Consider the following 25835-nt stretch of genomic DNA (forward strand, 5'->3'; position numbering starts at 1 on the left):
TGCGGGCACCGGGTTCGCCGTCATCCGTGGTGGCGACGTCGTAGCCGTAGGTCACGCCGCCCGCCGAAAGGCCCGCCAGCGTCTTGCCGCGGAGGCCGCGGCGGGTTTTATGCCGCAAGTCGTCAAGGTAGCTTTGGGCGATGGCGCCCAGCACGCCGGCCAGCAATGGTGATATCTCGCCGCGGTCTACGGTGTGTAGCCCGATCCGCAGGAACGTGAGGCGGTCGTGGAAGCCGGTCACATCTGCCAGCCGCCGGCTGAGGCGATCGAGGGACTCCGTGACCACCATGTCGAACAGGCCCGCCTCGGCGTCCTCGCGCAGGCGCCTGAACTCGGGGCGGTTGTCAGACGCGCCCGACATGGCGGCGTCCGCGTAGGTCCCGACCATCGTCCACCCCTTGGCTTCGCAAAGGCGGCGGCAGGATTCGAGCTGATCCGTAACCGACTCCGGTCGCTGTTCGTCCGACGAGTACCTTACGTACACGGCCGCCCGGATCGGCTTCATGGCGGACGGCTTCGGTGGCATGAACGGTCCCTCCAAGTCGTGCTGTCAACAGAGTAGCATAGGCCGAACCGACCGGGAGCTCCGGTCAACATTTTTTGTTTTTGGAACAATGCCTTGGCCACAACGCGGTTGTGCGCTACCGCTAAAAGAAAGTCGGCGCCCGTGGCAAGCGGACGCCGACTGGAACCTTAGGGTTCGGACCTGCTGTTAGGGCGGCAAGTCATGACCAGAGAGATAGCGCAGCCTATCGCGGTGGCCAAGACCAAAATGACAGCAGGCCGGACCTCCCACATAGGAGGCGCCAGAAATGTTGTCAGCGAGAAAGATCCTTCCGAAAAAGCAACGCGTAGCGGAGACCCTGAAGGGTTCACGAGCATCCTCATGGATCGAGTATTCATCGTATGCGGTGGAGCGACCGTACATTTCCATGAACGACCCCGAGAGCAATGTCGTTCGCTTCCTTGCTGTGGACTGCGATCACGAGAACTGGGACATGCTCCCTGGATCAATGCCGAAGCCGCGATGGACCCCTATTACCCGTGACAGTCAGCGTCATCATGTGATTTGGGAGCTTGCTTCGCCGGTCATCATCGGAGAGAACGCTCGGCGGAAACCATTGGCATTGCTTGCCGCGGTTCAAATGGCTCTTACCTATCACCTCAATGGAGACGTGAATTTCACCAACACTCTAATGAAGAATCCATGGCATCAGGAATGGAGTACCATCTTCTATCCAGATGCACGGCCGGTTGACCTCCATGAATTCGATGATTGGCTTCTACCACGCGGATTCTACACGAAGGCTGCAAACAGTAACATCAAACCATCGCCGCATGGTTATTCCAGAAATGTCGATCTCTTCGATCATGTTCGGCATTGGTCCTATCAGAATTGGACGGGCGACTGGGCTGAAGTCTACGGCATAGCCCACGATTTCAACGGAATGTTCTCAGTCCCATTACCGTCCAAGGAAGTTGACGCTACGGCCAAGTCGGTGTGTCGCTTTATGGAAGAGGATTACACGGGAACGCCGAAGCCGGTTCTACGCCAGCGTACCCGAGACACCAAAGTTGCCGCCATCTTGGACGCTGAGGCATCGATCCGCGCATCTGGGCAGCGTCCCACTAACGCCATGATCGCGGCGATCACAGGCATTCCACGGCGGACTGTGACCAACATTCTGAATACCCTCTAGTTTGTTGACAGGATTTCGGCGGCGACCTTCCGTCATATGGCTTTGTCAACGTGGGCCATTTTTCCGACATCAGGTATACCCGCCGGGAGACCGCGTTCGGAGTCTCTGGACTTCCACACACGGCAGCTTCCGGCATCAGCGCCGACGGCAGGAGCCGACCGCGAGCGTCCCCCTCTGGGGGACCGAAGCGGCGGCGGGAGCTACAATCAAAAGACCTCCTGGGATGCCCGATGCGGAGCTTGCTCCTGGTGCCCAGCCCGAAGGGCCGCCCCGTAGGTCTGCGGAGGGGCGGGGTGCTGCACTCAGCGCTGACATGCGGGCACCACGGCGCGACAGCGACGGGGAGGGGTCTGGGGAGGGGCCGCCGAACCGGCGACCGTGTCAACATTCCTGGAAACCGGCCTTACAGCGTCGGAATCGAGTCGCCGGCTACCTGACCACCCCCCCACTTCCTGTCTTCCGACGCTCATCCCGTCGCATCACCCCTCGCTATCTGTGACCTGAAGGCTTGGTCGGAACCCGTCAAGTCCAAGCCCTTCGGGTCGCTTCGCGAGGCTTGACGGAACCCGCCCAACCCTTCCGAGACGGTCACAGCGAGGGGCGACGCGACGGGATGAGCTAAGTGCGAGGGAGCCTTCCGCCTTCTTTGAAGGCAACAGTTTCGCTCGGGGCTTGGCTCAAGGATGAGGCCCCTCCCTGCTTTCCCCGAGGCGTCGACGGGGCTCAATCTGCCTCAACCTGAGACCCGCTGCCTATTCTTGTAATCTCGTTTTTATGTCTGGATAATCACTTTGTCACGACAAGCAAACGAGAAGCTGAGTCTTGCTAATCATTCAGCTATTCTGTGGCTAACTGGGAAAGCCAGGCATGGTGATTTCCGCGCCGACCTTCGGTCGCCGCTCCAATCCCCAGCCCGGCCAGGGGGAGCGAAGCTCCCCCGTGGACCCCCTCAGAGGAGACAAGCACATGACCGTTGAGAGCAGCATCGAGGCGATCGAGGACGGGTGGCGGTGGACGGTCATCGCGGGCGATCGCCGCGTTTCCGGCGTGGCCGGCACCCCCGAGCGAGCCGCCGAGGCGGCGGCCGCCACCGCCTTCTTCGAGGAGACGGCGCCCAAGTTGGCCGCTCTCTACCCCAAGGGCTGAAGCCATGGAGCGGAGCGGAAGCGAGAAGCGCAAGCTGGCGGCCGCCGTGACGGTGCGGCTGTCCGACGAGCTCGCGACCGCCGTCGTCGCCGAGGCGAAGGCGGCGAAGGTGCGGACTTATGTAGCATCCGCCACTATGACCGGCGGGTGAGCACAAATCATGAACTTGATGATTCACAACGGAGTCGTGGCCGGGTAGACTCGGGCAATCACCGTGTCGGAGATCGCCATGCCCCGTCGCACCAAAAGCCAGCACTTCCTTCTCAGCGCCGCGGCGCGCACGCTGTCGCTGGCGACCGTGCTGCGCCTGTCGGACACGGAAGCCGAGACGGTGTTCGCGGCGATCCGCTGGCCGGAGACGAACGGGCGTCCCGTGTGCCCGGCGTGCGATTGTGATGCGGTGTACGACTGCCGCCGGCCGAGCGGTGCGCCTCGCTGGCGCTGCAAGCGGTGCCGCAAAGACTTCTCCCTCACCTCGGGCACGCTGTTCGCCTTCCACAAGCTGGCGCTCCGGATGTACCTCGCCGCCGTGGTGATCTTCGTCAACGAGGTGAAGGGCAAGGGCGCGCTGCCGCTGTCGCGCGACCTGGGCGTCCAGTACAAGACGGCGTTCGTGCTGGGCCACAAGATCCGCGAAGCGATGGCGGCCGAGAGCCGCGGTGTCGTCATCGGCGGCGCGGGCAAGGCGGCGGAGATCGATGGGGCCTACTTCGGCGGCCACGTCCGCCCGGAGAACCGCAAGGCGGAGCGCAAGGACCGCCGGCTGGCCATCAACCAGACCGGCAAGCGCCGGTGTGTCGTCACCATCCGCGAGCGCGACGGCCGCACCCTGACCGGCGTGTTCCCGTCCGAGGACGCCGCCGGCAGCTTCATCCGCTCGCGCGTCGCCAAGGGCACCGAAGTGCATGCGGACGAGTCCAGCGCCTGGAACGACCTGCACGCCCGCTACCCGATGCACCGCATCAACCACCAGGACGCCTACAGCCAGGACGGCGCCTGCACCAACGGGGCGGAATCTTTCTTCTCGCGCATCCGCCGCGGGGAGATCGGGCACCATCATCACATCTCGGGCCTCTACCTGCACCGCTACGCCAATGAGGCCGCGTTCCGAGAGGATCATCGCCGGACCAGCAACGGCGAGCAGTTCCGCGTCGTGGTCGGGCTGGTGACGAAGACCGGCCCGTCGGTCGATTTCTGCGGCTACTGGCAGCGCGCTCACGCGGCGTGATCGGCGGGTTCGGCCGGAAGGCGCCAGCGGGCGCCCAGGCCATTGCCGATCTTCTCCACCGTGCCCTTGCCTTTCAGGGCGGTCAGGGTGTTGAGGACGCGCTGGATGAAGTCGGAGCGGGTCTTGCGGTCTTCCGGATCGAGCCCTTTGTCGCGCAGCGCGGCGACGGCGATCTCCTCAGCGGCAACGACACGTCCCTCTGCCATGCGCAGCGCCTCCAGGCAGCGGCGCGCCAGCTCGCCGCTGGCGAAGTAGTGGGAGCGCCTCGCCGGCGGCTTCTTCGGCGCGATGCTCTCCGGCTCCAGTTCCGGGGCGAACAGGCGCAAGGTGGCGTCCAGGTGCACCAGGTCGGCCCGGTGCTGAGACATCCGCTTCTCAAGCTCAAGGATTGCCCCGGAGATCTCGCCCCGCTTCTCCCGCAAGGCGCTGACAACGTGCGGCTCGCCCATACTCCATGCCCCTTCTGTGCGGCTTCAGGGCGACAGGGTAGCTGGCAGGGCGGCGACGCGGCAGGATCAGGCGGTGGCGGGTGCTACATAAGTCTGCGAAGGTGTCCGCCGCCGGCTGGCTCCGCTCCCTCGCCGTGGACATGACTTCCGCCGCCCGCCCCGAAGACGTTCAGCGTTCCCGCCGTCGCCGACCCGTCCATGTTCCCGCCGAGGATCTCGCCGAGGTGTCCCGTCTGGTTGGGAAGTTGGGAACCGTTGCAGGTGCCCTGATCCAGTTCGCCAAGCGGAGCCGCGAAGACGGTGACGCGCACCTTCACGCGGAAGCGGAAGCCGCGTTGGCCGACCTGCGGGCGATCCAGCCGACCTTGGTCGACGTCGCGGAGTCCCTGAAGCGGACCGCCAAGAAGGCGGCGAAGAAGCCTGCGCCATGATGTCGGGAGCCAGCCGCGGGAGCGGTGGGAAGGGGATCACCCGCCACCTGACCAACGTCGAGCAGAACGAGACCGTTCGCCTCAACGATCCTCGCGGCCTCGCCGGCGACGACCTCCGCGACCAGGTGCGCGAGCTTGTGGCGGGAGCCGCCCACGGTCGCACCGATCGTCCCATCCATCACGTCTTCATGAACCCGGGCGATGCCCCCATGACGGACGCCCAATGGCAACGCCTCTGGGAGCTTTACGAGCAGGAGTTCGGCCTACAGGGTCAGCCCTACGCCTCCGTCACCCACACCAAGAACAGCCTCGACCACGAGCACCGCCTGTATTCCCTCACCCGTGATGACGGTTCCGTCGTCAGCCTCAGCCACGATTACGCGCGGCGGGAGAAGGTGTGCAGGCTGGCTGAGGTGGAGTTCGGCCACGAGGTTCAGCGGGGCAAGCACAACGCTGCCGTCGTGGCTGCTCTCACCAAGGAAGGGCGCCATGATGTGGCGGCCGCCGTCCGTGTTGCGGGGGAGACCAAGGAGCTTCGGGCCGACCGCATCACCCCGAAACAGCGGGCGATCATGGAGCGGACGGGTGTCGATCCCCGCACCGCCGCGGCGGCATGGGCCGCCGGCGATTCCCCCAAGGCACGCGAGGCCAGCCTCGCCGCGGCGGGCTTCGCCATCGCTACAGGGCGCCATGGCAAGCCGGTCCTCGTCGATGCGTCGGGCACCGTCCACGGCCTCGCCCGAACCCTCGGCATCAAGGCCAAGGACGTTCGCGACGGCATCGCCGGTCTTCGGCTGCCGACTGTCGATCACGTCCAGACGGCCATGAATGAAGCCGCGAAGTCCCCCCTTAAAGCCGGCTGCGCCGGCTTTAAGGGGGGAGGCAACAGCGTTGAACAGGAGACCAAGAATGGCAGAGCAGAAGGCCAAGCCCGTTTCGCCGAGGACGGCCAAGGGCGACGATCTGGTGAGGCTGGTGGGCATCGAAGCCGAAAGGGCGAAGAAGGGAACCCAGCAGATCATAGAGATGCTGACCGAGGACGAGAAGGACGGCGGGCCGAATCCTCTGGATCAGATCGCCGAAATCTTGGAGCGGATAAGCGATACCTTGAACGGGTTCGAAATGCGTCTGTCCGAGATCGAGTCAACATTAGGAAGGATGCGGCCGACTTTGTTCAGAGAGGGGGAGGCACCCGCCTCCACGCGCTCTCAACCCAACTGAAGGCGACGACGGCCAAGCCGCCCGCCCAGCCGGTCGCCCAGCGTTCGGCAGCCACCCCAGAGAAGGGCGCCAAGAGCGGCGGCGCACCCGCGACGAGCGTCGGGAAGAACCCGACCGCTGGGGGCGGCGGCGGCTCTGGCGGGCGTTCCATGGACAGCATCATCAAAGCCCAGAACGGGCTGGAGGAAGCCGGCGGCGCCGACGACGGAGGCGAAGCCACGCCCATCGCTGACGGCCTCGATCCGCAGGAGTGGAAGGAGTTCTGCGAGTCGCTGGAGCGCCATCGCCACAGCGGCGAGGAACCCGCAGACCTTCACCGCTACGCCAAGACGCGGGAGCAGTTTGGCCGCTCGCACCCGAAGGCTCAGAGCCTTGCCGCCAAGGTTCCCGCTTCGGCTGCCGTCTACGAGACGGGATTGAAGGCGGGGGCCGACGTGTCCGCCTTCGCATCCGGCAAGGCTGCCGACGCGGTGAAGAAGGTGATCGAGGAGGCCGACCGCCTGAAGCGGGATCGTGAGGACAAGAGCCGGAACCCGACGAAGGACGACACCATGGGGGCTAGCCGCGGCTACCGCCCTTCATCATCCATGGGGGCGAGGATGGGTCGTTAATCGGTGTTTCTGTAACGGTGACGAATTCCCTCAATGGTCGCTAACGCGATGAGCGAGAAAAGGCAATCAAAGGTTGAATATAACACTATTCCGGATTTTCATGAAATGCGGCCAGCGCCATATTCATTTCCAAATTCTCATGTTGGATACTATTGTATCAGCCATTCTTTTCCGGAATTTATGCTTGTTCCGAAAATGTGTGTTGTACTCAAGGAAATCTTCAAACAGATTTACAGACTCTTTAAATGTTCCATCGGCATATTTTGAAACAGAAGCCAATCCGATAAGAGATGGCTCGTCTGGGAATGCTAGACGGAACGAATCCATATGGGATCTTATTGCAGATTTTGCTTCTGTCTCTGCACTGCTTAGTGTGCTTCGGACGTGATCGTGTATCTTCCATATACAGTCAACGTACTCTCTTGCAAGAGGCATAATATCTATCTTCTTGCCGTATTCTTCCACTTCTTCTCTAATGGATTTCTTCACCTTTTTGTTGCTAACAATATCGTCTGTGTTCATGTAGAGGGACAGAGAAACAAAAAATTTGGTTTCGTTGTCCACTTTTTTCTTTTCGTCATGGTATGTGGTGTAGTTGATCGGCAACCCACGGTGCTGGACGTGGTTTCGTAATGCCTCCATGAAGCGGTATCCAAAGTGCTGATCGTACTGTCCAGACTTAAATTTGCCAACAGAATCAATATCAAGTCGAGTTATCTTGTGAAGATCAGAGAGATGATGGTCGATGTGGTCGATATATAGTCGGCATGATGTAAGAAGGTTCGCCATTCTGCGATTCAGCGTATTTCCTTCTATATGAAAGTCTTTATGCTCTTTTCCATGGAAAAGGTAGCTTGATGCGGCAATGTTGATAATTTCTATTTCTAACTCTTTTGCATTCTCTATCAGGAGATCAAATTTCTCTTCTATGTATATAGAGTTTATGATGATGTCGCGAAATACCAATAGTTTATCGAACTGATCTTCAGTAATTTTTAAGAAAGCTTCTGATCCTAGAACCATCCTGGTCAACCCATACTCGACCGGTCTATCTGACATCATCTCCTCCCAAGCAATCTAACCCCATATTAGGGAGTGGCTGGAAGGAAGGGAACCGGCTGCATCGGCGCTCAGGATGGGACGGTAGACGTCCACCTCATGCCGCCAGCGTCGGAAAGTCAACCTCGGGAAGCGGACGGGTTCGACAGCGGAGATTGCGTGCCCCCGCAACCAAACACACCAAACGCCCCGGTTCGAAAGAGCCGGGGCGTTCGTGCGTCCGGGCTTACGCTGCCACTACCTGCGCTTCCGGGATCGCCAAGTCGCGCGTTTCCAACTCCGCCAGCAGAGCGGCGAGATGGTCGGCGTCGGCCTGGACCGTCGCACAGTCGAACCATGGGGGCAGGTTTTCCAGATCCTCGCGCGCGATCGGAGTCTGTCCCGTCACCTGCACCAGATTGATCGCTTCGTTCGGATCCCTGGCGAGATCATACATCTCCCATTCCTGCCGGCTTTCGTTCGACGGGTCGAAATAGCGGACCAGCTTGGCGTCCTTGGTGCGTACGCACCGGATGTGGTTGGGCTGACGCACCGGGCCAGGGGCCAAATCCGGCACCCCCTTGATGCTGAAGGCGCCGTTGCGGACGGCCTCCACCGTGCGGCAATAGACCTCGTACGCCTCATGATAATCGCGTTCGCCGCCTGCCGCGGTTTGGGTCACCTCGTCGTCCGTGATGAACAGCACCCCTTCGCGTTCCGTTCCATCGGGGTAGGTGACCGCCGTGCCGGGTGCCTTCAGCACCGGGGTCAAATCGACGCCGGGCAGCGGCGCCATGCTGTGCCGTTCGGACAGTCCGGCTTCCGCCTCGACCAGGACGTCCCGCCCGACACCGGTCAGCCCCAGAACGGTCGGCACGAGGTCGGCGTGGCTGGTCACGGCATCCACATGCCTCAGCGTGCCATCCTTGCGCATCGACTGCGGAAACCGCACGACCATCGGCACATGCACCGCCTCCTGATAGGCGACATGCCACTTTTCCAGCATCATGTTATGGGCGGCGCCCAACTCGCCGTGGTCGGCCACGAAAAGCACGATGGTATTCTCGGCCTGACCGGTGTCCTCCAGAGTCTGGAGTACGCGGTCGATCTGGGGGTCGACCTGCGAATGCAGCCAGGCATAGAATTGCAGGAACCGGATGCTGTAGCCCTCCGGGTCTTCGGAAAGCTGGAACGGGATGGAGAATTTGAGGGCCAAGGCCACCGCGGCCGCCCATTCGTCCTCCCCGATTCCGGTATCGGCCTCCTTGTCGTTGCCGCCGCCGGCGCTGACGGCGCCGTGGCTCGCCTTGGCGGACAGGGCGAGCCCGATCTTGTAGGCCGCGTCGAACTGGCAGGACGGCTTGGTCGACAGATCCTCGTTCCAGGTGGGGATGGTGCCGGCACAGTCCTGGGGGAACCCCTGCGGATTGAGCGGTATCGTCATGGTGCCTTCGACCGGCATGTGCGATGCCTGCCCCTGGTCGGGGACATCGAGCGGACCGAACACCGGCTGGCTCTTTCGGGACGAATCCTGTGCGGCAGTCGGGGGCAATGCCTGGGAGATCACCGTCGGATAGGTGGCGATGTCGTGGGGGTTGGTGAAGGACATCACCGCGAACCAGGGACGCTTGGCCGCATCGGTCGCCTGGGTACCGTCGCCGATACGCGCCTCGTCCGCCGAAGTCCCGTAATTGTAAGGCTGCGCCAGCCCGCGACGGCGCAGGAACAGGCACGCGTTGTCGGCGAACCCAGGGTCGCGGTAGATGCCCAGATTGTTGATGGCCGCCCCATGGGGTTCGGGATAGGACAGTTCCCAATCGGCGAAGCCGAAGCGGTCCAGCGAATGGCCGGGCGGATCGCTGACATGCCATTTGCCGAAATAATGGGAGGAGTAGCCGATCGCCCGCATCCAATGGCCCAGGGTGGGATAGCCGTCGGCCCGGAGCCACGGGAAGTGCGGCGCGTTGCCGTCCTTGAACATGCCGTCGGTCTGGGTCACGCCGGTCCGGGTGCCGTACTGGCCGGTGAACATCACCGCCCGACTGGGGGTGCAGGCGCTGGACGCGATGGTATGGTTGTGCAGGGCCACTGCATTCCTGCGCAGGCGGGTCAGGCCGGGGAAATACCGGGCGTAGTCGTTGTCGCCGACATCCGCAGGGCCCCGGAACCCCAGGATCTGTTTCAGCGGCTCAGCCATCCCGCCATCGGGACCATAGGAGAAGCGTGGATACCGGTACTGGTCGACGACGATCATCAGGATATTGGGTTGCGCAGTGGCGGTGCCTTCAGTCATGGCAGTATGGTCCTTTACGATGGATAGAGTGGTTCAAGAGAAAGGATTTTATCTTTGAAATAAGAATTCATCGTCCTTTGATGGTGGAACTGAATTCATATGAATTAATCCCACGAACCAAAAGTATTTTGATAATTATGCAGGAGTCAATTGGTATGAAGGTTTTCTAACTTGAAGTTTTTTGAAAAATACTTACGGAAGTGTGCGATTTTATAATAAGCTCAGTCCGGAAGCGGCTTTGGGCACCCGAACTGTCGGGTGCAAATGGAAATGCCGCCGATTCCGGATTGGAATCAGCGGCATTGCATTGCGTAGGCCCGAACGTTTCCGAGGACGGGTGATGTCGACGATGTTACGCCCTGTCCCGGCGCTTCCTCGGAACTTTCCGACGCTGGCCTTACATCTTCTTCTGGACGTTGTCGGCGCCGCGTTCGATGGCGCGGCCGCCGGCCTGAACGTCCTGGCCGGCGCCTTCGACGGTGTTGCAGGCGGCCAGCGTGGTGCCCAGCAGCGAGCCGAGGATGGCGAGCATGGCGAACTTCTTGACGGTGGTCATGGTGGTCTCCCTTTCGGTGGCGATGTGATGCCACCTGGAACGCAAGCGGGGCAGTAAAGGTTTCCGGATCCGAAAGGGGAGGGGGCTTGCGCAAAAGGGGTATCCTGCGTTCCGGTGCGGCGAATGGGGCGGGAGAACCTGCCGGATCCGCAGCCCTAGCCCCAGAGACGAAGTGTCCCGTTGCCACAGGGCGTGAGCGCGGGCATAACTCGCCCCGCGGCACTTTCCGCTGGCCCTCCCCGCTGGATGGGACGGCTTTTGGCAACGAGCAAGAATGGCGAAAGGAAAGCCTCTCATGGCTGAAAGCACTTTTGACGTCGTCGTGGTGGGCGGCGGTCCCGGCGGGTATGTCTGCGCGATCCGTGCGGCGCAGCTCGGTTTCAAGGTCGCCTGCGTCGAAAAGCGCGGGACCCTCGGCGGCACCTGCCTGAACGTCGGCTGCATCCCGTCCAAGGCTCTGCTGGCGGCGTCGGAGAAGTTCGAGGAGGCGGCCCACGGCCTGGCCAAGTTCGGCATCAAGGTCGGCGGCGTCGAACTCGACCTGCCGGGCATGCTGTCCCACAAGGACAAGGTCGTTAAGGACAATGTCGGCGGCATCGAATTCCTGTTCAAGAAGAACAAGGTCACCTGGCTGAAGGGCGCCGGCAAGATCACCGCCGCCAACACGGTCGAGGTCGAAGGCGTCGGCACCGTCACCGCGTCGAAGGCCATCGTCATCGCCACCGGGTCGGAAGTCACCCCGCTGCCGGGCATCGCCATCGACGAGAAGCGCGTGGTGTCCTCCACCGGCGCGCTGGACCTGGCCGAGGTGCCGAAGCATCTGGTGGTCATCGGCGGCGGCGTGATCGGGCTGGAGCTGGGCTCCGTCTGGGGCCGCCTGGGCGCCAAGGTGACGGTGGTCGAGTTCCTCGACCGCGTGCTGCCGACGATGGACGGCGAGCTGTCGAAACAGGCCCAGCGCATCTTCGCCAAGCAGGGCATGGACTTCAAGCTGAGCACCAAGGTGACCGGCGCGACCGTGACCGAGACCGGCGTGACCCTGATGGTCGAGCCCGCCGCCGGCGGCGCGGCCCAGACCATCGAGGCCGACACCGTGCTGGTCGCCATCGGCCGCCGCCCCTACACCGAAGGGCTGGGGCTGGAAGCGGTCGGCGTCGAGCTGGATCGCGGCCGCGTCAAGATCGACGGCCATTTCCAGAGCAGCGTCCCCGGCATCTACGCCATCGGCGACGTGGTGGTCGGCCCGATGCTGGCCCACAAGGCCGAGGAGGAGGGCGTCGCGCTCGCCGAGCAGTTGGCCGGCCAGAAGAGCCATGTCAACCACGACCTGGTTCCCGGCGTCGTCTACACCTGGCCGGAAGTCGCCGCCGTCGGCAAGACCGAAGAGCAGCTGAAGGCCGCGGGCGTTGCCTACAAGGCCGGCAAGTTCCCGTTCACGGCGAACGGCCGCGCACGCGCCAGCGCCACGACCGACGGCTTCGTGAAGATCCTGTCGGATGCCGCCACCGATCAGGTGCTGGGCGTCCACATGATCGGCCCGAACGTGTCGGAGATGATCGGCGAGCTGGTGCTGGCCATGGAGTTCAGCGCGTCGGCCGAGGACATCGCCCGCACCTGCCATGCCCACCCGACCCTGTCGGAAGCGGTCAAGGAAGCTGCCCTGGCGGTGGACGGGCGTCCGCTGCACATCTGATCGGACCGAGGGTTTTTTAAGGAAAAGGCTCCTCCGCCGCTCGGCGGGGGAGCCTTTTCCATTGTGGGGTCAGCCCTTGCGCGCCCGGGGATGGGCGTTGCGGTACACGGTCATCAGCTGCTCGTTCTCCACATCCGTGTAACGTTGGGTGGTGGAGAGGGAGGCGTGACCCAGCAGATCCTGGATGGCGCGCAGGTCGCCGCCATCGGCCAGAAGATGGGTTGCGAAACTATGCCGCAGGGCGTGCGGGGTGGCGCTGTCCGGCATGCCCATCAGGGCGCGCAGCTTCTGCATCTGGTGCTGGGCGATGCTGGCGTTCAGCCGGCCGCCGCGGGTGCCGACGAACAGCGGGTCGTCCGGTGCCAGCGTGAAGGGGCAGGCGTCGAGATAGCCCCGCACCGCCTCGGTCACCGCCGGCAGGACCGGGATCATGCGGTCCTTGCGGCCCTTGCCGGTGACGCGCAGCGTGTCGCCGAGCGGCGCATCCTTGCGCGCCAGCCCCAGCGCCTCGGAGATGCGCAGGCCGCAGCCGTAGAGCAGGGTGAACAGCGCCCGGTCGCGCTTGCCGACCCAGGGATCCTCGCGGTCGCGCTCGGCCTCCTCCAGCAGGCGGTCGGCGTCGATCTCGGTCAACGGGCGCGGGGCCGGGCGCTTGACCTTGGGGGTCGCCAGCGTGGCGACCGCCGGGTTGTGCAGGCGGCCGCTGCGGTCGAGCCAGCGGAACAGGTTGCGCACCGCCGCCAGCTTGCGCGCCCGGCTGGCGCCGATCAGACCGTCCATCGCTTGCCTGGACATCCAGGCGCGGAAATCCGCCGCCTTCAGGTCGCCCAGATCGTTCAGCGAGGGCGGGGAACCGCCGCGGAATTCGGTGAGGAAGCGCAGGAACTCGCCCACGTCGGCGGTGTAGGCCGACAGGGTGTGGCGGGAAACCGCCTTCTCGCTCTCCATCCAGCGCCGCCAGTGGGCCAGCACGTCCTGGACGTCGGGCTTGGCGGAAAAGCCCAAAACATGTTCGGTCACGCCGGCAGCTCCAGCCAGCCGCGGATCACCCGCTCGATGACGCGGGCAAGGAAGCCCACCAGCTCGGTGCCCTGGCCGCGGTGGAAGGTGTCGGGCTCGCGGCTGCCGAAGGCGAGCAGGCCGTCGGGGGTCTCGCTGGACACCTGGATGCGGATCAGCGCCTCCGACCGCACCAGCCCGGCGCCGGGGCCGTAGATCTCGGGATCGCCCTGGATGTCGGTGTTCAGCACCACGTCGGCCCGGCCCAGCCGGTCGGAGATCGCCCCCGGCTCTACCACCCGCACGCCGGACCGGTGGACGTGGGGACTGTCGGAGCCGTTCGATTCGATGACCAGACAGGCGACGTCGAGGTCGAGAAGCACCGCCAGGTCGGTGGTGATGGTCTGGATCAACTGCTCGAAGCTCTGGGCATCGAGCAGGAAGAGGACCGCGGCATGGATGCGGTTCTGGCTGTTCAGGTTGGCGCGGCTGGTGCCGATCAACTCGCGCTGCTGGTCCTTGAGTGTCCGGACCTCGGCGCGCAGCCGCTCCACCATGAAGGCCTGGAGGTCCACCACCCCGCGCCCGCGGTCGACCGACGGCGGGGTCAGGTGGTGGACCAGATCGGCGTTCTGGGCCAGGAAATCCGGGTTGCTCCGCAGATAGGCGCGCACATCCTCGGATGAGAGCGCCGGCGTCCGGCGGGAGGGGGGGCCCGGTTCGCGGCCCATGTCGGCCATGATCGCTCCGGCCCGCCTTACAGGATCGACTGACCGGTCTTCTTCCAGTCCTCGACGAACTGGGAGAGGCCCTTGTCGGTCAGCGGGTGGTTGAACAGCTGCTTCAGCACCGACGCCGGCGCGGTCACCACATGGGCGCCCAGGCGGGCGGCCTTGACGATGTGCATCGGGTTGCGGATCGACGCCACCAGCACTTCGGTCTTGAAAGCGTCGTAGTTGCTATAGATCTCGCAGATGTCCTTGATGATGCCCATGCCGTCCTGGCCGATGTCGTCCAGCCGGCCGACGAAGGGCGACACGAAGCTGGCGCCGGCCTTGGCCGCCAGGATCGCCTGGGCAGGGGAGAAGCACAGGGTGACGTTGACCATCGTCCCTTCGGACGAGATGATCTTGCAGACCTTGAGACCGGCCGGGGTCAGCGGCACCTTCACCGCGACGCGATGGGAGATCTTGGCGATCTTGTGGGCTTCGGCGAGCATGGTCTCGAAATCGGTGGACGCGACCTCGGCGCTGACCGGGCCGTTGACGACATCGCAGATCTCGGCCACGAGGTCGAGGAACTGACGGCCGGACTTGGCGATCAGGGAGGGGTTGGTGGTAACACCGTCCAGCAGGCCGCTGTCGGCCAGATCGCGGATCTCGGCGATGTCGGCGGTGTCGACGAAGAACTTCATGACGAAGGGTCCATGCTTGCTGATGTTGACCGGAACCGGCCGCGCCGGAAAGCTGACCGACGCGCCGTCCCGCCCGGTGCCCGGGACATGAGGCCACTCTAGCCGATGCGTGAGACTTCCGCCAGTTCCGCCCCGGGCGTCCAGGGGGATCTTCTTGGGGACATGCCCGGTTCGGAGCGGCCCGAAGGCGATTCCATGCCGGAATCCGTCCGATCCGGGGCCAAACCCAAGCCGGCGGCAGCCAAACCCAAGCCGGCGGCGCCGGACCGGCGCGTCGCCGTCCTGCTGCCCCTGCCGCTGCGCGAAGCCTACGACTACCGCATTCCCGACGGCATGGATCTCGGTCCCGGCGATTATGTCGAGGTGCCGCTCGGGCCCCGCCGGGTGATCGGCGTCGTCTGGGGGCCGGGGGCCGGGACGGTGGAGTCCGGCCGGCTGAAGGCGGTGCTCCGCAAATTCGACGCCCCGCCGATGACCGGTGCCGGCCGCCGCTTCGTCGACTGGGTCGCCGCCTATACCATGACGCCGCCGGGATTCGTGCTGCGCATGGCGGTCAGCGTGCCGGCGGCGTTGGAGCCGCCCAAGCCGATGCTGGCCTATCTGCGCAAGGCCGATGCCGAAGCGCCGCCCGGCTTCAAGATGACCGATCCGCGCCGGCGCGTCCTGGCCTTGCTCGACGACACGCTGGCCGGCGGCCCGCCCCGCACCCCGGCGGAGCTGGCGGAGGAGGCCGGCTGCGGCATCACCGTCGTGCGCGGGCTGGCGGAGGCCGGGCTGCTGGATCCCGTCATGCTGCAGCCGACCCGGCTCGGCCGGCCGGACTGGCACCGCCCCGGTCCCAGCCTGTCGCCAGACCAGCGGGCGGCGGCCGACGACCTGCGGGAGCGGGTGATCTCCGGCCGCTATTCGACCGTGCTGCTCGACGGCGTCACCGGGTCGGGCAAGACCGAGGTCTATTACGAGGCGATCTCGGCGGCGCTGGAGCAGGGCAAGCAGGCGCTGGTGCTGTTGCCGGAGATCGCCCTGTCGGCGCAGTGGCTCGACCGCTTCGCCCGCCGCTTCGGCGCGCCGCCGGCCGAATGGCATTCGGAGCTGACCGGGGCGCAGCGCCGCGATACCTGGCGCGCGGTGGCGAAGGGGGAGGTGCCGGTGGTGGTCGGCGCCCGCTCCGCCCTGTTCCTGCCCTACCCGGATCTCGGCGTCATCATCGTCGATGAGGAACATGATTCCGCCTACAAGCAGGAGGAGGGGGCGATCTACCATGCCCGCGACATGGCGGTGGCGCGGGCGCATCTCGGCGGGCTGCCCATCGCGCTGGTTTCCGCCACCCCGTCGCTGGAAACCAAGGTCAACGCCGACAGCCACCGCTACGCCCGCATCGCCCTGCCGGCCCGCCATGGTGGCGCCGTGCTGCCGGAGGTCGAGCTGGTCGACCTGCGGCGCGACCGTCCGCCGGCCCGCCATTGGCTGGCGCCCAGCCTGCGCAAGGCGCTGACCGACACGCTGGCGGGGGGCGAGCAGGCGATGCTGTTCCTGAACCGCCGCGGCTATGCCCCGCTGACGCTCTGCCGCGCCTGCGGCCACCGCATGCAATGCCCGAACTGCACGGCATGGCTGGTCGAGCATCGGCTCGCCCGCAAGCTGCAATGCCACCATTGCGGCCTGCAGCAGCCGCTGCCCCACGCCTGCCCGGAGTGTGGCGAGGAGGGCACCATGGCCGCCTGTGGCCCCGGGGTGGAGCGCATCGCCGAGGAGGTGGCGGAACTGTTCCCCGAGGCCCGCGCCGCCATCATGGCGTCCGACACCCTGCACGGCCCGCGCGCCATCCAGGAGATGGTGGAGAGCATCGGCCGGCACGAGCTGGACATCATCATCGGCACCCAGGTGATGGCGAAGGGCCACCATTTCCCGATGCTGACCCTGGTGGGGGTGGTCGACGCCGACCTCGGCCTGAACGGCGGCGATCTGCGGGCGGCGGAGCGCACCTACCAGCTGCTGCATCAGGTGGCCGGACGCGCCGGGCGCGGCGAGCGGCCGGGCCGGGTCATGCTGCAGACCTTCATGCCCGAGCATCCGGTGATGCAGGCACTGGCAGCCGGCGACCGCGACGGCTTCTACCAGCTGGAGGCGGAGATGCGGCTGGAGGCCGGCATGCCGCCCTTCGGCCGGCTGGCGGCGCTGATCGTGTCGGGCGAGGATCCGACGCTGGTGGAGCGGGTGGCAATGGCGCTGGGCCGCGCCGCCCCGCGCAGCGAGACGGTCCATGTGCTGGGCCCGGCCCCGGCGCCGCTGTCCCTGCTGCGTGGCCGCCACCGCCGCCGCCTGCTGCTGAAGGCGCCGCGCAGCACCCAGGTGCAGCCGCTGATCGCGGAGTGGCTGGCCCGGGTGGAGATCCCGCCGGCGATCCGGGTCCAGATCGATGTCGACCCCTACAGCTTTCTGTAGGCGATGAGCTTAAGGTGATGGGCAGGCGTCGACGATGCCGGCGGAAGAGGCTGCGGCGAATTGACCCGCCCCGGCCGCGGCGGCGGCCGGGCATGGCACCTGTGACGTTTGGTCCATTGCGCGCGACGAAACACGGTATTACCACGGTTGGAATGGTTCCGGATCGAAACATTTCCCGCGACAGGGTCCAGCTCATGGCCGGCTTGATCTCGAAGCTCCGTCTGCGCGTTCAGCGTCAAACCCTGCTGACCGTGCTGCCGGTCCTGCTGCTGCTGGCGGTCATCGCCTTCGCCGCCGGCGCCCCGGCCAGCACCCGCGGCACCGATGCGGAGGCGCTGAGGATGATCGACCGCGCCCAGCAACTGCTGGAGCGGATCGGTGCGGATGCGGCGCCCGAAGCCTTTGCCGGCCATGATAGCGCTTTCATGGACCGCGACCTCTATCCGATGCTGCTGGACGACAAGGGCGTGATGATCGCCCATGGCTGGACCGCGACGCTGAACGGATCGAACCTGAAGGATCTGCGCGACGTCGACGGCAAGCCCTTCATCCTCGATGCGCTGGACGGCGTGGCCCTCGATGGCCGGACCGACGTCACCTATCAGTGGATCGATCCGCTGACCGGGCAGGTCGCGCGCAAGACGATGCACGCCCGCCGCCTGGTCCTGAACGGCAAGCCCTACATGCTGGCGGTCGGGGTGTATCGCTGAACGTGCCGCCGGGCTTGTCGCCGGGGCGGGCGGGCGTGACTGCCGGGAGGGCGGTCTTCGTCCATGGAACCGGCGCGGCATGCTGCGGCGCGACATTTTTTACATGGCGAAAATTACGAGCCTTGTTGCAGCCCGGCCGGAGATCACGGTCCCTTCGGCCGGCGCGGGCGCCAGATCGACAGGCATTCGGCTGCACTGTCACCGCCGCCGATTCCGTACCAGCCGGACCGGTCATGGAAGGAGAGGCTGTAGCGCCCCTTCGCATCGCGTTCGAAGCGGAAGACGGGGTGGTCGACCTCGGGCAGCAGCACCAGCAACCGGTCATGGTGGCGTCCCGACTCGCGCAGCACGCCGACCCAATGGCCGTTGCCCAGCTTCGGCTCGGCGACCGCGGCGAAGGCGTCCAGATCCTCCGGCGTGAAGCGGGCGCGGCAGAACTGGACGACGTTCGACGGCCGTTCGGCGGCCCGATCGGGGGAGCGTCCGGCCGGGTGAGTGCCGGTATCGGCGCCGGCGTCGGCTGTGGCGGCGGTGTCGGTCGTCGGCAGGATCGTCATGGGGGATGCCCTTGGTCTCGTTGACCGGATGCGGGTGGGACGAACCGAGGAACCGGCTCTGGGAAACGGGACGCGGCGGCGGCGAAGCGGCCGGAAGGGGGGGGCGGAGCATCCGCCCGCGCGATGTGGTCCGACCCTGGATCAGATTGGTTAACCTTGAATTAAGCCGGAGTCGGTGCCACTTCGAAGTCACAGCCGGTATGACCAGTCGAACGCGACTCGAGTCCTTGGCGGGCACAATTGCGACCAATGATTCCGCAGTTGCTCAAAACGCCGCAGTCAAATTGTCCAGACACCGTTGCGTAGGCGCGATTCCTGTGATATTGGACCGCTCGCTTTCGCGGCCGGGGTGTTTGTGCCTCGGGTTGACACCCTATAAGGCCGCCGAATTCACCGTCTACCGAACTCAATTCGAGGGATCAGGTGGCATCCGAAGGAACAGGCGTATCCGAACTCGCCGCGCGTTACTCCACCGCGCTGTTCGAGCTTGCGGACGAAAACCAGGCGTTGGACACGGTCGCGAGCGACCTGACCACGCTGAAGCAGATCCTGGCCGAGAGCGCTGACCTCCGTCGCCTCGTCCGCAGCCCCGTCATCAGCCGCGCCGACCAGGGCAAGGCCATGGCCGCCGTCCTTGACAGCGCCGGCCTGTCGGACCTGACCAAGCGCTTCATCGGGCTGGTGGCGGCCAACCGCCGCCTGTTCTCGATCGACGGCATGATCGAGGGCTTCCTGGCCGAGCTGGCGCGCCGCCGCGGCGAGGTCACCGCCCACGTCACCTCGGCCCAGCCGCTGAGCGACGCCCAGCGCGCCGCCGTGATCGACGCGCTCAAGGCGTCCATCGGTTCCAAGGTGCTGGTGAACACCTCCGTCGATCCCGAGCTGATCGGCGGCATGATCGTTAAGTTCGGCTCGCGCATGGTCGATACCTCGGTGCGAACGAAGCTGAACAAATTGCAACTCGCCATGAAGGCCTCAGGGGGATCAGTCTGATGGATATCCGCGCCGCAGAAATCTCTGCGATCCTCAAGCAGCAGATCGCGAATTTCGGGACCGAGGCGGATGTCGCCGAGGTTGGTCAGGTCCTGTCGGTGGGTGACGGCGTCGCCCGCGTGCACGGCCTGGACAACGTCCGCGCCGGCGAGATGGTCGAGTTCCCCGGTGGCCTGCAGGGCATGGCGCTGAACCTCGAGACCGACAATGTCGGCATCGTGATCTTCGGCGACGACCGCGGCATCAAGGAAGGCGACGTCGTCAAGCGCACCGGCACCATCGTGGACGTCCCCGTCGGCCGCGGCCTGCTGGGTCGCGTGGTCGACGGCCTGGGCAACCCGATCGACGGCAAGGGTCCGCTGGTCAACGTCGAGCGCAAGCGCGTCGAGGTCAAGGCCCCCGGCATCATCCCGCGCAAGTCGGTGCACGAGCCGATGCAGACCGGCCTCAAGGCCGTCGACAGCCTCGTTCCGATCGGGCGCGGCCAGCGCGAGCTGATCATCGGCGATCGCCAGACCGGCAAGACCGCCGTCGTCATCGACACCTTCCTGAACCAGAAGCCGATCAACCAGGGCGACGACGAGAGCAAGAAGCTCTACTGCATCTACGTCGCCGTCGGCCAGAAGCGTTCGACCGTCGCCCAGATCGTCAAGACCCTGGAAGACGCCGGCGCCATGGAATACTCCATCGTCGTCGCCGCCACCGCGTCGGAGCCGGCTCCGCTGCAGTTCCTGGCGCCGTACACCGGCTGCACGATGGGCGAGTATTTCCGTGACAACGGCATGCACGCCCTGATCGTCTATGACGATCTGTCCAAGCAGGCCGTCGCCTACCGCCAGATGTCGCTGCTGCTCCGCCGTCCGCCGGGCCGCGAAGCCTATCCTGGCGACGTGTTCTACCTCCATAGCCGCCTGCTCGAGCGCGCCGCCAAGATGGGCGATGCCCACGGCAACGGCTCGCTGACCGCCCTGCCGGTCATCGAGACCCAGGCCGGCGACGTGTCCGCCTACATCCCGACCAACGTGATCTCGATCACCGACGGTCAGATCTTCCTGGAAACCGGCCTGTTCTACAAGGGCATCCGCCCCGCCATCAACGTCGGCCTGTCGGTGAGCCGCGTCGGCTCCGCCGCCCAGATCAAGGCGATGAAGCAGGTCGCCGGCACCATCAAGATGGAACTCGCGCAGTACCGCGAGATGGCCGCCTTCGCCCAGTTCGCCTCGGACCTCGACGCCTCGACCCAGCGCCTGCTGGCCCGCGGCGCCCGCCTGACCGAGCTGCTGAAGCAGGGCCAGTTCCAGCCGCTGCCGGTCGAAGAGCAGGTCGTGTCGATCTTCGCCGGCGTGAAGGGCTACCTGGACGCCATCCGCGTCGAGGACGTGAACCGCTTCGAGGCCAAGTTCCTGTCGGAAATCCGCGCCAAGGGCGCCGATATCCTGGCGGCGATCCGCACCGACAAGCAGATCACCCCGGCGACCGAAGAGAAGCTGAAGGCGTTCCTCGACGGCTTCGCCAAGGTCTTCGCCTGACCGACCGCGCGGGGGCGGGAAACCGCCCCCCACCGTCGGACGACGGGCACGGAACGACCTCGAGCGGAATTGAAGGGCCGGCATGCCTAACCTCAAGGACCTAAAGAACCGGATCGCGAGCGTCCAGTCGACGCGCAAGATCACCTCGGCCATGAAGATGGTCGCGGCTTCCAAGCTGCGCCGCGCCCAGGAGCAGGCGGAAGCCAGCGGTCCCTACGCGGAGCGTATGGGCCGCATGCTGTCGTCGCTGGCCGCCAACGTGCAGGACAGCGGCAACGGGCCGAAGCTGATGACCGGGACGGGCGCCGACAAGGTGCATCTGCTGGTCGTCATCAGCTCCGACCGCGGCCTGTGCGGCGCCTTCAACGGCTCCATCGTCCGCGAGGCCAAGCGTCAGATCGCCCGCCTGCAGGGCGAGGGCAAGACCGTGAAGCTGCTGACCGTGGGCCGCAAGGGCCGCGACCAGCTGAAGCGCGATTTCTCCTCGCTGATCGTCGAGAGCTACGAGGATGTCGGCCGCCGCCGTCTCGGCTTCGCCGATGCCGACATGGTGGCGTCGAAGGTGCTGGCGATGTTCGACGCCGGTGAGTTCGACGTCTGCTCGGTCGTCTTCAACAAGTTCAAGTCGGCGATCTCGCAGATCGTGACGGTTCAGCAGCTCATTCCCTTCGCGCCTCCGGCGTCGGCGCAGGCCGCCGCATCGGACGAAGCCAAGGCGATCTACGAGTTCGAGCCGGACGAGGAGCAGATCCTCGCCGAACTGCTGCCGCGCAACCTGTCGATCCAGATCTACCGCGCCCTCCTGGAGAGCGCCGCGTCCGAACAGGGCGCCCGGATGACCGCGATGGACAATGCGACGCGCAACGCCGGCGACATGATCAACAAGCTGACGATCACCTACAACCGGACGCGCCAGGCCTACATCACCAAGGAGCTGATCGAGATCATCTCCGGTGCCGAGGCCCTGTAACGCCGCATCCGACCTGTAGGGCCAAGCCCATTTGCGCCGGCGACGGCATACCGACACTTACCGAGTTCCTAGGGAGCTTTACTCCATGGCCACCACCAATTCTGTCGGCAAGATCACGCAGGTCACGGGCGCCGTCGTGGACGTGCAGTTCGACGGCGAGCTGCCGTCGATCCTGAACGCGCTGCACACCCAGAACGACGGCAAGACCCTCGTTCTGGAAGTGGCGCAGCACCTGGGCGAGAGCACGGTCCGCACCATCGCCATGGACAGCACCGACGGTCTGGTGCGTGGTGCGGAGGTCTCGGACACCGGCGCGCCGATCACGATGCCGGTCGGGCCGGAGACGCTGGGCCGAATCATCAACGTCATCGGCGAGCCGATCGACGAGCGTGGCCCGGTCAACGCCGCCCACTCGCTGCCGATCCACCGCTCGGCCCCGGACTTCGTCGACCAGTCGACCGACGCCGAAGTGCTGATCACCGGCATCAAGGTCATCGACCTGCTGGCCCCCTACGCCAAGGGCGGCAAGATCGGCCTGTTTGGCGGCGCCGGCGTCGGCAAGACCGTGACGATCATGGAGCTGATCAACAACGTCGCCAAGGCGCATGGCGGCGTGTCGGTGTTCGCCGGCGTCGGCGAGCGCACCCGCGAGGGCAACGACCTCTATCACGAGATGATCGAGTCGGGCGTCATCAAGCTCGACGGCCCGGGCTCCAAGGTGGCCCTGGTGTACGGCCAGATGAACGAGCCGCCGGGCGCCCGCGCCCGCGTCGCGCTGAGCGGCCTGACGCTTGCGGAATATTTCCGCGACGAGGAAGGCCAGGACGTGCTGTTCTTCGTCGACAACATCTTCCGCTTCACCCAGGCCGGTTCGGAAGTGTCGGCGCTGCTGGGCCGCATCCCGTCGGCGGTGGGCTACCAGCCGACGCTGGGCACCGACATGGGCGCCCTGCAGGAGCGCATCACCTCGACGAAGAAGGGTTCGATCACCTCGGTGCAGGCCATCTACGTGCCCGCCGACGATCTGACCGACCCGGCCCCGGCCGCCTCCTTCGCCCACCTGGACGCCACCACGGTGCTGTCGCGCTCGATCGCCGAAATGGCCATCTTCCCGGCCGTGGACCCGCTCGACTCGACCAGCCGCATCCTCGACCCGCGCGTCGTCGGTGAGGAGCACTACGCGGTCGCCCGTTCGGTCCAGAAGGTTCTGCAGACCTACAAGTCGCTGCAGGACATCATCGCCATCCTGGGCATGGACGAGCTGTCGGAAGAGGACAAGCTGGTCGTCGCCCGCGCCCGCAAGATCCAGCGCTTCCTGTCGCAGCCGTTCCATGTCGCCGAGGTGTTCACCGGCACGCCGGGCGTGCTGGTCAGCCTGGAAGACACCATCAAGGGCTTCAAGGGCATCGTGAACGGCGACTACGATCACCTGCCGGAGGCCGCCTTCTACATGGTTGGCACCATCGACGAGGCGATCGCCAAGGCCAAGAAGCTGGCCGCCGCCTGATCCCATCCGGGATTGCGGCATCCCGGCCCGGCCCGATCCCGAAAGGGGCGCGGCCGGACGGGAATCGACATCAGCATACCCCCTCCCTCCCGTAACGGGGGAGGGGGTTCCTATGAAGAGGCACCAGGAAACCCATGGCCGATAAAGTCGAATTCGAGCTGGTCTCGCCGGAAAAGCTGCTGAAGTCGCAGCCCGTGGACATGGTCGTGGTGCCGGGTTCGGAAGGCGATTTCGGCGTGCTCGCCGGTCATTCGCCGATGATCTCGACCGTGCGTCCGGGTGTCATCGACGTCTATGAGGGCGACCGCATCGTCGACCGCGTGTTCGTCGCCGGCGGCTTCGCCGAGGTCACCGAGGCCCGCTGCACCGTGCTGGCCGAGGAAGCGGTGGCGCTGGCCGATCTGAACCGCGGCGCGGTCGAGCAGCAGATCAAGGATCTGTCCGAGGATCTGGACGACAGCAAGTCGGATGCCGAGCGGGCCACCGCTGAGTCCAAGCTGGCCGTCGCGCGCGCCAAGCTGGAGGCGTTGAGCCAGTCGTCCGCCCACTGAGCGGAGCTGGGCCGGGGAAGTCCCGGGCAAACGGCGTAGAGTCCTTCAGTCGAACGGGCGGCTTGGGTATCCAGGCCGCCCGTTCGCGTTGCGAGTCGGTTGCATCCCTCCAAAGAGCGACTACATTCGAAGGCCGGCCCCCCCGGGACATTGACCACGGCCGCCACCGGTGCGGCCCCGAACGAGGCGGATACAGCGGATCATGGCGCGTGCTCACTGGCGGATCGACGAGCTTCCCTGGGATCTTTTCGATGCCAACCAGGTCGATCCCGACCTGGTCCCACTGATCAAGGCGGCGGCGCTGGTCGAGTTCAACGCCCACGACTACACCGCCTATCTCTGCAACGTCTTCAAGGACGATCCCGAGTTCCAGGAGGTCGCCCATGTCTGGGCGGAGGAGGAGGTGCAGCATGGCGAGGCGCTGGGCCGCTGGGCCGAGCTGATCGATCCGGCCTTCGATTTCCGCGGGGCGGTCGAACGGTTCCGTGCCGGCTACCGGGTGCCGATCGAGCTCGACGCCTCGGTCCGCGGCTCGCGCACCGGCGAGATGATCGCCCGCTGCATGGTGGAGACCGGCACCAGCTCCTACTATGCCGCCATCGGCGATTCGACCGACGAGCCGGTGCTGAAGGAGATCTGCCGTAACATCGCCGCCGACGAGCTGCGCCACTACAAGATCTTCTACATCTACGCCAAGAAGTACCTGGAGCGTGAAGGGCTGAACCGGGTCCAGCGGCTGAAGGTCGCCCTGTCGCGCATCGGCGAGTCCGAGGACGACGAGCTGGCCTACGCGTATTACGCCGCCAACGCCCCGGCCGACGCTGCCTATGAGCACAAGTTCTACAACGCCGCCTACATGCGCCGCGCCTATGGCCGCTACCGCCGCAAGCATGTCGACCGTGCCGTCGCCATGGTGTTCAAGGCCTGCGGGTTGAAGCCGCACACCCGCCTGTGCACGCTGGCCTCCCGCGGCGCCTGGTGGCTGGTCGACCGCCGCGCCAGGAAGCTGGCGGCCCAGCCGGTCTGACGGCGGACCCGACGGCCCGCATTTCCGGAAGGGTGGCAGCGGCGGCGCCATTGAGGTAGCCGTTACATCACCAACCACGAAACACCCGAACGGGATCCGGACACATGAAGCTCTATTACAAGCCGGGCGCCTGCTCGCTGTCGCCGCACATCGTCCTGCGCGAGGCCGGGCTGCCCTTCGAGCTGGTCAAGGTCGACCTCGCTGCCAAGACGCTTGAGGACGGCAGCGACTTCCGCGCGGTGAACCCGAAGGGGCAGGTGCCGGCCCTGGCGCTCGACGGCGGCGGGATCCTGACCGAAGGGGCGGTGATCGTCCAGTACATCGCCGACCAGGCGCCGGACAGCGGCCTGATCCCGCCGGCCGGCAGCCTGGAGCGCTACCGTGTCCAGGAACTGCTGAACTTCATCGGTTCGGAACTGCACAAGGGCGTTGTCCCACTGTTCCCGATGCTGAAGGACGTGGTGTCCGAGACCTACAAGGGCTTCGCCGCCAAGGTGCTGGGCGCCAAGCTGGCGCTGCTCGACCATGAGTTGGAGGGAAAGGCCTATCTGACCGGCGACGGCTTCACCGTCGCCGACGCCTATGCCTTCACGGTGCTGAGCTGGCTGCCGCGCATCGGCTTCGACCTGACGCCCTGGCCGAACCTCGTCGTCTTCGTCGAGCGGGTCGCCGCCCGTCCGGCGGTGCAGGCTGCGCTCGCCGCGGAAGCGCAGGGCTGACATCACCAAGCGTCCCGGACAAGAAAAAGGCCCCGTCTCGGTAGAGAC

25 protein-coding genes (1 of these 25 cut by a window edge) are annotated in these 25835 nt (G+C 65.4%); 16 read left to right on the top strand and 9 right to left on the bottom strand.

What is annotated here, in order from left to right:
* Positions 1-526, bottom strand: partial view of a recombinase family protein gene (locus AL072_RS36230; protein ID WP_425388586.1) — the 5' end (the start) only. Its footprint begins 1166 nt before the window's first position; the window shows 526 of its 1692 coding nt (coding positions 1-526); the start codon lies at positions 524-526; the stop codon falls past the left edge of the window.
* Between the two features lie 406 nt (positions 527-932).
* On the opposite strand from AL072_RS36230, the gene AL072_RS33285 reads away from it, so the two are divergent.
* From AL072_RS33285 to AL072_RS06365, 4 genes are all read left to right on the top strand, one after another.
* Entirely contained in the window at positions 933-1700 is a 768-nt protein-coding gene (locus tag AL072_RS33285; protein ID WP_158511044.1) for a replication initiation protein, read from the top strand.
* 966 nt (positions 1701-2666) lie between these two features.
* Entirely contained in the window at positions 2667-2846 is a 180-nt protein-coding gene (locus AL072_RS34190) for a hypothetical protein (RefSeq protein ID WP_144428163.1), read from the top strand.
* Positions 2847-2850: 4 nt separating this feature from the next.
* On the top strand, positions 2851-2997 hold the full coding sequence (locus AL072_RS34860; protein WP_158511045.1) for a hypothetical protein: 147 nt from the start codon (positions 2851-2853) through the stop codon (positions 2995-2997).
* A 78-nt stretch (positions 2998-3075) separates the two neighbouring features.
* Positions 3076-4074 (top strand): IS1595 family transposase, encoded by a 999-nt coding sequence (locus AL072_RS06365; protein ID WP_045580516.1) that lies wholly within the window; start codon positions 3076-3078, stop codon positions 4072-4074.
* On the opposite strand, the gene AL072_RS06370 is transcribed toward AL072_RS06365, so the two are convergent.
* Complete coding sequence (locus AL072_RS06370; RefSeq protein ID WP_052709885.1) at positions 4062-4523, bottom strand: hypothetical protein; 462 nt, start codon at positions 4521-4523, stop codon at positions 4062-4064. The genes AL072_RS06365 and AL072_RS06370 overlap by 13 nt on opposite strands.
* A 101-nt stretch (positions 4524-4624) precedes the next feature.
* Here AL072_RS06370 and AL072_RS34195 point away from each other — a divergent pair, with 101 nt between their 5' ends.
* Both AL072_RS34195 and AL072_RS34200 read left to right on the top strand, forming a co-directional pair.
* Positions 4625-4954: a hypothetical protein gene (locus AL072_RS34195; RefSeq protein ID WP_144428164.1), complete on the top strand. Its 330-nt coding sequence runs from the start codon at positions 4625-4627 to the stop codon at positions 4952-4954.
* Positions 4951-6786 carry a relaxase/mobilization nuclease domain-containing protein gene (locus AL072_RS34200; protein WP_144428165.1) on the top strand — a complete coding sequence of 612 codons (1836 nt, stop codon included), beginning with the start codon at positions 4951-4953 and terminating at the stop codon, positions 6784-6786. Before AL072_RS34195 ends, AL072_RS34200 begins: the two co-directional genes overlap by 4 nt.
* 123 nt (positions 6787-6909) lie before the next feature.
* Here AL072_RS34200 and AL072_RS34205 read toward each other — a convergent pair whose 3' ends face one another.
* From AL072_RS34205 to AL072_RS06405, 3 genes are all read right to left on the bottom strand, one after another.
* Positions 6910-7848, bottom strand: coding sequence for a hypothetical protein (locus AL072_RS34205; protein WP_144428166.1), 939 nt, complete (start codon positions 7846-7848; stop codon positions 6910-6912).
* Between the two features lie 223 nt (positions 7849-8071).
* Positions 8072-10117, bottom strand: a complete 2046-nt coding sequence (locus tag AL072_RS06400) for a sulfatase-like hydrolase/transferase (protein WP_045581039.1) — start codon at positions 10115-10117, stop codon at positions 8072-8074.
* Positions 10118-10514: 397 nt separating this feature from the next.
* Complete coding sequence (locus AL072_RS06405; protein WP_045581038.1) at positions 10515-10673, bottom strand: entericidin A/B family lipoprotein; 159 nt, start codon at positions 10671-10673, stop codon at positions 10515-10517.
* A 295-nt stretch (positions 10674-10968) separates the two neighbouring features.
* On the opposite strand from AL072_RS06405, the gene lpdA reads away from it, so the two are divergent.
* Positions 10969-12366, top strand: coding sequence for a dihydrolipoyl dehydrogenase (gene lpdA, locus AL072_RS06410; RefSeq protein ID WP_045581037.1), 1398 nt, complete (start codon positions 10969-10971; stop codon positions 12364-12366).
* Between the two features lie 69 nt (positions 12367-12435).
* Here the strand turns inward: lpdA and AL072_RS06415 are convergent, their stop codons facing one another.
* Genes AL072_RS06415 through fsa form a run of 3 tightly spaced genes read right to left on the bottom strand, consistent with a single transcriptional unit; the run spans position 12436 to position 14779 of the window.
* Positions 12436-13386 carry a tyrosine recombinase XerC gene (locus AL072_RS06415; protein WP_045581036.1) on the bottom strand — a complete coding sequence of 317 codons (951 nt, stop codon included), beginning with the start codon at positions 13384-13386 and terminating at the stop codon, positions 12436-12438.
* Positions 13383-14105: a DUF484 family protein gene (locus AL072_RS06420; RefSeq protein WP_045581035.1), complete on the bottom strand. Its 723-nt coding sequence runs from the start codon at positions 14103-14105 to the stop codon at positions 13383-13385. Before AL072_RS06420 ends, AL072_RS06415 begins: the two co-directional genes overlap by 4 nt.
* A gap of 17 nt (positions 14106-14122) precedes the next feature.
* Positions 14123-14779, bottom strand: a complete 657-nt coding sequence (fsa, locus tag AL072_RS06425; RefSeq protein ID WP_045581034.1) for a fructose-6-phosphate aldolase — start codon at positions 14777-14779, stop codon at positions 14123-14125.
* A gap of 195 nt (positions 14780-14974) precedes the next feature.
* Here fsa and AL072_RS06430 point away from each other — a divergent pair, with 195 nt between their 5' ends.
* Positions 14975-17224 carry a primosomal protein N' gene (locus AL072_RS06430; protein ID WP_045582443.1) on the top strand — a complete coding sequence of 750 codons (2250 nt, stop codon included), beginning with the start codon at positions 14975-14977 and terminating at the stop codon, positions 17222-17224.
* Between the two features lie 194 nt (positions 17225-17418).
* Positions 17419-17934: a cache domain-containing protein gene (locus tag AL072_RS06435; RefSeq protein WP_045581033.1), complete on the top strand. Its 516-nt coding sequence runs from the start codon at positions 17419-17421 to the stop codon at positions 17932-17934.
* A 143-nt stretch (positions 17935-18077) separates the two neighbouring features.
* Here AL072_RS06435 and AL072_RS06440 read toward each other — a convergent pair whose 3' ends face one another.
* Positions 18078-18491, bottom strand: coding sequence for a hypothetical protein (locus AL072_RS06440; protein WP_045581032.1), 414 nt, complete (start codon positions 18489-18491; stop codon positions 18078-18080).
* A gap of 423 nt (positions 18492-18914) precedes the next feature.
* On the opposite strand from AL072_RS06440, the gene AL072_RS06445 reads away from it, so the two are divergent.
* The 7 genes from AL072_RS06445 (at position 18915) to gstA (ending at position 25787) form a co-directional block, all read left to right on the top strand.
* Positions 18915-19484, top strand: a complete 570-nt coding sequence (locus AL072_RS06445) for a F0F1 ATP synthase subunit delta (RefSeq protein ID WP_045581031.1) — start codon at positions 18915-18917, stop codon at positions 19482-19484.
* Entirely contained in the window at positions 19484-21013 is a 1530-nt protein-coding gene (gene atpA, locus AL072_RS06450; protein ID WP_045581030.1) for a F0F1 ATP synthase subunit alpha, read from the top strand. The genes AL072_RS06445 and atpA overlap by 1 nt, the downstream gene beginning before the upstream one ends.
* 82 nt (positions 21014-21095) lie before the next feature.
* Positions 21096-21983 carry a F0F1 ATP synthase subunit gamma gene (locus tag AL072_RS06455; RefSeq protein WP_045581029.1) on the top strand — a complete coding sequence of 296 codons (888 nt, stop codon included), beginning with the start codon at positions 21096-21098 and terminating at the stop codon, positions 21981-21983.
* Positions 21984-22068: 85 nt separating this feature from the next.
* Entirely contained in the window at positions 22069-23490 is a 1422-nt protein-coding gene (atpD, locus tag AL072_RS06460) for a F0F1 ATP synthase subunit beta (protein WP_045581028.1), read from the top strand.
* Positions 23491-23624: 134 nt separating this feature from the next.
* Positions 23625-24041 carry a F0F1 ATP synthase subunit epsilon gene (locus AL072_RS06465; RefSeq protein WP_045581027.1) on the top strand — a complete coding sequence of 139 codons (417 nt, stop codon included), beginning with the start codon at positions 23625-23627 and terminating at the stop codon, positions 24039-24041.
* A 202-nt stretch (positions 24042-24243) separates the two neighbouring features.
* Entirely contained in the window at positions 24244-25068 is an 825-nt protein-coding gene (locus AL072_RS06470) for a ferritin-like domain-containing protein (RefSeq protein ID WP_045581026.1), read from the top strand.
* Positions 25069-25172: 104 nt separating this feature from the next.
* On the top strand, positions 25173-25787 hold the full coding sequence (gene gstA / locus AL072_RS06475) for a glutathione transferase GstA (protein WP_045581025.1): 615 nt from the start codon (positions 25173-25175) through the stop codon (positions 25785-25787).
* Positions 25788-25835 lie beyond the last annotated feature (48 nt).

It is taken from the genome of Azospirillum thiophilum (assembly GCF_001305595.1).
GTDB classification, from domain to species: Bacteria; Pseudomonadota; Alphaproteobacteria; order Azospirillales; family Azospirillaceae; genus Azospirillum; species Azospirillum thiophilum.

Bases quoted from the DNA above. Each gene is read 5' to 3' on its own strand.
- AL072_RS06405 (WP_045581038.1), bottom strand. From the start codon at position 10,673: ATGACCACCGTCAAGAAGTTCGCCATGCTCGCCATCCTCGGCTCGCTG.
- lpdA (WP_045581037.1), top strand. From the start codon at position 10,969: ATGGCTGAAAGCACTTTTGACGTCGTCGTGGTGGGCGGCGGTCCCGGC.
- gstA (WP_045581025.1), top strand. From the start codon at position 25,173: ATGAAGCTCTATTACAAGCCGGGCGCCTGCTCGCTGTCGCCGCACATC.
- atpA (WP_045581030.1), top strand. From the start codon at position 19,484: ATGGATATCCGCGCCGCAGAAATCTCTGCGATCCTCAAGCAGCAGATC.
- AL072_RS06420 (WP_045581035.1), bottom strand. From the start codon at position 14,105: ATGGCCGACATGGGCCGCGAACCGGGCCCCCCCTCCCGCCGGACGCCG.
- AL072_RS06455 (WP_045581029.1), top strand. From the start codon at position 21,096: ATGCCTAACCTCAAGGACCTAAAGAACCGGATCGCGAGCGTCCAGTCG.
- AL072_RS34190 (WP_144428163.1), top strand. From the start codon at position 2,667: ATGACCGTTGAGAGCAGCATCGAGGCGATCGAGGACGGGTGGCGGTGG.
- AL072_RS06470 (WP_045581026.1), top strand. From the start codon at position 24,244: ATGGCGCGTGCTCACTGGCGGATCGACGAGCTTCCCTGGGATCTTTTC.
- AL072_RS06465 (WP_045581027.1), top strand. From the start codon at position 23,625: ATGGCCGATAAAGTCGAATTCGAGCTGGTCTCGCCGGAAAAGCTGCTG.
- AL072_RS34200 (WP_144428165.1), top strand. From the start codon at position 4,951: ATGATGTCGGGAGCCAGCCGCGGGAGCGGTGGGAAGGGGATCACCCGC.
- AL072_RS06400 (WP_045581039.1), bottom strand. From the start codon at position 10,117: ATGACTGAAGGCACCGCCACTGCGCAACCCAATATCCTGATGATCGTC.
- AL072_RS06430 (WP_045582443.1), top strand. From the start codon at position 14,975: ATGCCGGAATCCGTCCGATCCGGGGCCAAACCCAAGCCGGCGGCAGCC.
- AL072_RS06365 (WP_045580516.1), top strand. From the start codon at position 3,076: ATGCCCCGTCGCACCAAAAGCCAGCACTTCCTTCTCAGCGCCGCGGCG.
- AL072_RS06435 (WP_045581033.1), top strand. From the start codon at position 17,419: ATGGCCGGCTTGATCTCGAAGCTCCGTCTGCGCGTTCAGCGTCAAACC.
- AL072_RS06440 (WP_045581032.1), bottom strand. From the start codon at position 18,491: ATGACGATCCTGCCGACGACCGACACCGCCGCCACAGCCGACGCCGGC.
- AL072_RS06370 (WP_052709885.1), bottom strand. From the start codon at position 4,523: ATGGGCGAGCCGCACGTTGTCAGCGCCTTGCGGGAGAAGCGGGGCGAG.
- AL072_RS34860 (WP_158511045.1), top strand. From the start codon at position 2,851: ATGGAGCGGAGCGGAAGCGAGAAGCGCAAGCTGGCGGCCGCCGTGACG.
- AL072_RS34205 (WP_144428166.1), bottom strand. From the start codon at position 7,848: ATGATGTCAGATAGACCGGTCGAGTATGGGTTGACCAGGATGGTTCTA.
- fsa (WP_045581034.1), bottom strand. From the start codon at position 14,779: ATGAAGTTCTTCGTCGACACCGCCGACATCGCCGAGATCCGCGATCTG.
- atpD (WP_045581028.1), top strand. From the start codon at position 22,069: ATGGCCACCACCAATTCTGTCGGCAAGATCACGCAGGTCACGGGCGCC.
- AL072_RS33285 (WP_158511044.1), top strand. From the start codon at position 933: ATGAACGACCCCGAGAGCAATGTCGTTCGCTTCCTTGCTGTGGACTGC.